A 6773-nucleotide genomic window follows, 5' to 3' on the forward strand; every position below is an offset into this window, starting at 1 on the left:
AATTTTTTATTTTAAGGAATACTCTTTTTTAAAAGTTGTATCGAAATCCCCCATATATATTTCTTCCTGGGGCATTAATTCCAGAAGAAAATGTGCGGTATTGGGTGTCTAAAATATTTTCGACACCTGCAAATAAGGTAGCATTATGATACACTTCAACACTAGTTTTTACGTTGTATGTTTCCCAAGCTGGCATTCCGTTAACCGGTGCGTATTGCAAATTATCTTCACCACTTGAAGAATAATCGCTTCTTTTTTTCTTACCATTGTACAGCAAGTACGCTTCTATGCTTGCCCTAGAGTTCGTATACAGAATACCAATCTTCCCAAAAAAAGGCGCTATATGATCTAATGGAGCTTGTGGTGCACCTTCTTCAACAATTCTACCCAAATTATAATTAAAATTAGCATCGACTTTTACTTTTGATAACACCATCGCACTAAATTTAGTGGACAATCCCGTAATAAAAGCTTTTCCCTTATTTTGATTTGCAAAAACGTTACTTAATGTTCCATCATATAAAATCACGCTTTGCCCCTCATATTGAAATGGAGATGTTGCAATAGCATCATACATTCTGGTATAGAAATACGTGTTTTCAAACTTTATTTTTTTAGAATTAGATTGCATAACAATCCCGATATCAGCAGTAACAGTTTTTTCTGGTTTCAATTTTGAATTAGGAACAATAAGCGTTCCTTTTACTGATTCGAAAACTTTGGCTAAGTCGTCAATGTTTGGAACTCTAAATCCGCTAGATACATTTGCCTTTAAAGCAACATGCTCTGATGTATTTTTAACAATTCCTACAGTACCGCTATACGTGAAATTATTCTGTTCTATTTTCGAAAATGGTAATGAAAAAAAAGAATTATCAGCAATAGTACTTTTTAGAGCGGTATTACCAACACGAGCGCCTAAATTCCAGAATGTGTTGTCGGCTATTTTATCATTATAGGAAATATAGATTTCGTTTCGCAACATAGAATTGTCTCCATTGGGATATCGTGTACTGATTGAATTTTTTGAACCAGTGTTTAAATTAGTAGAATATGCTGAAGAATTCAAGTTTTCATAATACGATTCTAATCCGTAAAACAACTCTCCGCTTTTAAATTTCCTAGCCAAGTCTACCGCAACAGAATACATTTTTACTTCTTCTTCTCTACTTTGTAAATTATAGTTTCCAAACCTTCTGTTGTGCCTGCTTTCCTTTACATTTTGAAAAGCAACAGTTAGTTTCAAGTCGCTAGAAATAAATGCTTTTTTCTTATTCAAGGAATAAATCCCCAATACTCGCTCTTGTGGACCATAATACCATTGCGCATGCCTTAAACCTGTTGAAGGATCCGTTTCTGTCAATCGATCGTAACGAGGAATATCTGTTGATGTCGAAAATTGTAAATTCAAACCATGCTCAAAACCTAAATTTGTTTTATAGCTTAATTTTTGCATGAGATTGTATTGCTTGAATGCTGTGTTTTTTTGAACGTATTTATCTTCATTCGCAACCAACTGATCCAAGCTATTTATTGTCGCAACATAAAATGGGCGTTCTCCAAAAAAATCTTTCTTGTGATTTTTATTTTTTCCCATTTTTAAATCTCCAAAATCATTAAACGAAACTAGAGTCAAAGCAGCAAATTTTTTGGAAGCATAATTCAAATTTAAAGCAATTGATTGCTCTTGATTAATCGTACTGTAACGCATATTAACTGCACCTGTCCATTTGTTTTGGACTTCATCTAAAAATTTTGCTTTTTTGGTAGTCATTGTAATCGCGCCGCCAAGTGCATCGCTACCAAATAATGTAGAAGCAGGACCATAAAAAATACCTACATTATCAAGTAAACTCTCGTCAACTGTAATAACGTTTTGAAGATGTCCAGCTCTAAATATCAAATTATTCATACGAACACCATCCACGAGCAACAAAACCCTACTGGCCTCAAAGCCTCGAATGGAAGGACTCCCGCCACCTTGTTGCGATTTTTGAACAAATAATGAGCCTGAATTAGACAAAACATCTGCGGTACTTTGAAAATTTTGAAAATCCATTTGTGCAGCAGAGATTACTACTACTTGAAATGGCAATGAAACTATTGGTACAGGCACTTTGTACGTCAAGACAACATCAGCAAGCTGGGTAGTATCCCTCTGATTTTGTGCGTATCCGGAAAGCGAGAGCACTAACATGCTAAAAAAGATGAATTTGTTTATCAAACTAAAAAAATGAGTAAAAGATGAAATATCAACTGTTATTACATCCCTGTTCTAATTGCTTCAACAGGATCTAGTTTTGAAGCAGAAATAGCTGGCAATATTCCCGATATTAATCCAATTATTGCGGCTAATCCTGTTCCTAGAATAATATTTCCCGCACTTAAAACAAACTCAAAATCCAATGCATTGGTCAAAATAAGAGAAATAATCCAAACTAGTAAAAGACCAATTATTCCACCAATTACGGACAATATTATAGCTTCAAACAAAAACTGAAACAATATAAATCTGTTTTTGGCACCTAATGATTTTTGAATCCCAATTAAATTTGTTCGCTCTTTCACGGAAACAAACATAATATTGGCAATTCCAAAACCACCAACTAAAAGGGAAAAACCACTAATAATCCAGCCCACCACATTCATTTGACCCAGAATCCCATCTATCAAATCTGTAAATCCAGAAAAAACATTTATAAAAAAATTATCAATTTCTCCAGCTTTCAAACCTCTATACCCTCTTAATTTTTGAGATAATTCACTTTTAAAAGCGTCCATATCTACTCCCTTTTCTGGTTTAATTATTATTGCATTTGTTAAAGAATCATTATTATCTCCATACAATTGACGTACAAAATTGACTGGAATATAAGCGGTCGTATCATTACTATCCCCAAATAAACCAGCTCCTTCTTTTTTCAAAACACCAATTACGGTAAAACGTTTGCCATACAAACGAACATTCTTACCAATGGGTTCCGCACCCTCAAACAATGATTTTGCAATTTCATTTCCTAGAACAATAACTGAACTTCCCGAATTTGCTTCTGATTCATTGTAAAATCTACCAGTTTCAAATTCTAAGCCTTGAATGTCGATAAATTCATGTGATGATGGCACAATATTGATGTCGCTTACCGTTTTAGAATCATATTTTATAGATTCTCTGCGGGTGAATATTTGAAACGCCATTTCATCAGTATTGGTCATAGCGCCTTTTAAATAAGTGTACTCGTCATACTTTATATTTGGAAATTGTTCTCGCTTCCATTGTGGAATTTCGGAGGGTCCAAAAGAAAACTTAATCAAGTAAATCGTGTTTTTATCCAAGCTACTCAAATCTTTAGTAATTTTTCTATCCAAGGAATCTACAGCAGCTAGGACCGCTATAATAGAAAAAATTCCAATCGTAACTCCTAACAAAGAAAGCAAAGTCCTTAACTTATTGTTTCGCAAGGCATTCATAGCAAAACCCAAACTCTCTTTTAACAATCGAAAGTAAACTATCATAAATTATTTTTTATATTAAAGTAAAATTCAATAAATAGGATTCAATATCCTAATGGAAAATGTATTCGTTGCTGACCGAGTCAATTATTATATCTTTACTCAAAAATAGGGATGAAAAATCACTATTATCTCATTTTCAAATGGCTTTATTTTCACATTAAAAAACTATTTTTGCATTTTATAACTATAACTACATAATGAACACAACAAAAAAAATTCAATCGGCATTAATCTCTGTCTTTTCAAAAGAAGGATTAGAACCTATAGTAAGACAACTAAACAGTCAAAATGTTACACTTTATTCTACAGGAGGAACAGAGGATTTTATAAAAAATTTAGGAATTCCTGTAATTCCTGTCGAAGACGTCACTTCTTACCCTTCTATTTTAGGCGGTAGAGTAAAAACATTACACCCAAAAGTTTTTGGAGGAATACTAAACCGCCAAGACAACGAGAGTGATGTGCAGCAAATGATCGAATTCGACATTCCACAAATTGACTTAGTAATTGTTGACTTGTACCCCTTTGAAAAAACAGTTGCCTCAGGCGCTAGCGAAGCTGATATTATTGAAAAAATCGATATTGGAGGTATTTCTTTAATTCGCGCTGCTGCAAAAAACTTCAAGGACACTGTAATTGTAGCTTCGGTAGATCAATACGGCTTGCTTTTAGATTTAATTACAACCCAAAACGGAGCCACAACACTAGAAAATAGAAAATTATTGGCTACTAAAGCATTTCATGTTTCTTCTCATTATGACGCTGCCATTTTTAACTACTTCAATACTGACGAAACAATTTACAAAGAAAGTATTGCTGATGGTCAAGTTCTAAGATATGGTGAAAATCCACATCAAAAAGGCTTTTTCTTTGGTGATTTTGATGCCATGTTTAAAAAAATTCATGGAAAAGAATTGTCGTATAACAATTTACTTGATGTAGATGCTGCGGTAAATTTAATTTCCGAATTCAAAAATGATGGCCCAACTTTTGCCATTTTAAAACACAACAACGCTTGCGGTTTGGCTACCAGAACTTCAATTAGCGAAGCCTATGCTGCGGCTTTAGCGTGCGATCCTACATCTGCTTTTGGGGGAGTTTTGATTTCAAATACAACAATTGATGTTACTACTGCAGCAGAAATAAATAAATTATTTTGCGAAGTGGTAATTGCTCCCAACTATGATGAAGAGGCCATAGTTATTTTACAAGAAAAGAAAAACCGAATAATTTTGGTTCAAAATGAAGTAGCATTACCACAAAAACAAGTTCGTACGTGCTTAAACGGAATTTTAGTTCAGGACAGAAACAACAGTACTGACAATAAACGAGACTTAAAAACCGTTACAGTAACAGAACCTACTGAACAGGAAATCCAGGATTTAATTTTCGCCTCTAAAATCTGTAAAAACACCAAATCTAACACGATTGTTTTTGCAAAAAACGGGACTCTTATTGCCTCTGGAACAGGACAAACATCACGAGTTGATGCGTTACAACAAGCCATAGAAAAAGCGAAAAATTTTCATTTTGACTTGCAGGGTGCTGTAATGGCAAGCGATGCATTTTTCCCTTTTCCTGATTGCGTAGAACTCGCCAAAGAAGCAGGTATAACAGCTGTAATTCAGCCTGGAGGTTCCATAAAAGACGAATTAAGTATTAATTACTGCAACGAAAATAAAGTTGCAATGGTATTTACAGGAACTCGTCATTTTAAACATTAATTTGTTTAACTTTGCTCGTCACAATTTTATAACTTTTAACCCTTAAAAAACTTATGGGATTTTTTGATTTCATGACCGAGGATATCGCGATAGACCTTGGTACCGCTAATACTTTAATCATACATAATGATAAAGTTGTAATAGACAGCCCTTCGATAGTTGCTCGTGATAGAATTTCAGGCAAAATTATCGCTGTTGGTAAAGAGGCCAACATGATGCAGGGAAAAACACATGAAAACATTAAAACGATAAGACCTTTGAAAGATGGTGTAATTGCTGATTTTGATGCTTCAGAAAAAATGATTAGTATGTTCATAAAGAGCATACCCGCATTAAAAAAGAGAATGTTTACTCCCGCTTTACGAATGGTAGTTTGTATTCCTTCAGGAATTACTGAAGTGGAGATGAGAGCTGTAAAAGAATCTTGTGAAAGAGTAAATGGTAAAGAAGTATATTTGATTCACGAACCAATGGCAGCCGCTATTGGAATTGGCATTGACATCATGCAACCTAAAGGAAACATGATTGTTGATATTGGTGGTGGAACAACCGAAATTGCAGTAATTGCCTTGGGTGGAATTGTATGTGACAAATCTGTAAAAATTGCTGGTGATGTTTTTACCAATGATATCGTATATTACATGCGTACACAACACAATCTTTTTGTTGGAGAAAGTACCGCTGAAAAAATAAAAATTCAAATTGGTGCCGCTATCGAAGATCTAGAAACTCCTCCAGAGGATATGTCTGTTCAAGGTAGAGATTTACTTACTGGTAAACCAAAACAGGTTGAAGTTTCTTATAGAGAAATTGCAAAGGCATTAGACAAATCCATTCAAAGGATTGAGGATGCTGTCATGGAAACTTTATCTCAAACACCACCAGAATTAGCCGCCGACATCTACAATACAGGAATCTACCTTGCCGGTGGAGGATCTATGTTGAGAGGTCTTGACAAAAGAATTTCACAAAAAACGGACTTGCCTGTTTACATTGCTGAAGATCCATTACGAGCAGTTGTAAGAGGAACTGGAATGGCTCTAAAAAACATTACAAAATTTAAGAGCATTCTAATTAAGTAATTTTTAGGTATTCCTTTCTTACTTTAAGAAGTACGTTATTTTTAGACTTATAAAATACATTCAGTTATTTACATTATACCGCTAAGAAATGCAGCAAATATTTAATTTTATTTTTAAAAACAGTAATCGGTTACTGTTTTTGCTGCTTTTGGGTGTTTCGTTAACCCTCACCATTCAATCCCATTCTTTCCACAGGAGCAAAATCATCAGCTCTGCAAATTTTTTAAGTGGCGGAGTTTATGAAAGGGTGAATGTTCTAAACGAGTATTTAAATTTAAAAACACAAAATGATGCTCTTGCTCTTGAAAACGCACAGCTGAAAAATCTTTTATTTAATCGTAAAGACACCACTTTAGTACAGAAATTAGACAGTATCAAGGGTGTTAAACCAAGTGATATTGTAGTGTCAAAAGTGATACACAACTCCTATAATGTACATGAAAATTATCTAACT

The 6773-nt window shown here is 34.2% G+C and carries 4 protein-coding genes and 1 pseudogene; 3 read left to right on the forward strand and 2 right to left on the reverse strand.

All coding sequences use genetic code 11. The annotated features are described in order from the left end of the window. Positions 1-28: 28 nt before the first annotated feature. Positions 29-2197 carry a TonB-dependent receptor plug domain-containing protein gene (locus AC061C_RS15070; RefSeq protein WP_478291852.1) on the reverse strand — a complete coding sequence of 723 codons (2169 nt, stop codon included), beginning with the start codon at positions 2195-2197 and terminating at the stop codon, positions 29-31. Between the two features lie 65 nt (positions 2198-2262). Continuing rightward, the gene (locus AC061C_RS15075) at positions 2263-3513 is read right to left on the reverse strand and encodes an ABC transporter permease (protein ID WP_417968939.1); all 1251 of its coding nucleotides are present in this window, start codon (positions 3511-3513) and stop codon (positions 2263-2265) included. Between the two features lie 197 nt (positions 3514-3710). Between AC061C_RS15075 and purH the strand changes: the two genes are divergently transcribed. The 3 genes and pseudogenes from purH to AC061C_RS15090 form a co-directional block, all read left to right on the forward strand. Next, positions 3711-5237: a bifunctional phosphoribosylaminoimidazolecarboxamide formyltransferase/IMP cyclohydrolase gene (gene purH / locus AC061C_RS15080; RefSeq protein ID WP_478291853.1), complete on the forward strand. Its 1527-nt coding sequence runs from the start codon at positions 3711-3713 to the stop codon at positions 5235-5237. A 53-nt stretch (positions 5238-5290) separates the two neighbouring features. Beyond that, positions 5291-6319, forward strand: coding sequence for a rod shape-determining protein (locus tag AC061C_RS15085; protein WP_114754800.1), 1029 nt, complete (start codon positions 5291-5293; stop codon positions 6317-6319). A gap of 88 nt (positions 6320-6407) precedes the next feature. Next, a pseudogene (locus AC061C_RS15090) lies at positions 6408-6773 on the forward strand (rod shape-determining protein MreC); the annotation flags it as partial.

The sequence above is a fragment of the Flavobacterium sp. GNP010 genome (genome assembly GCF_056428945.1).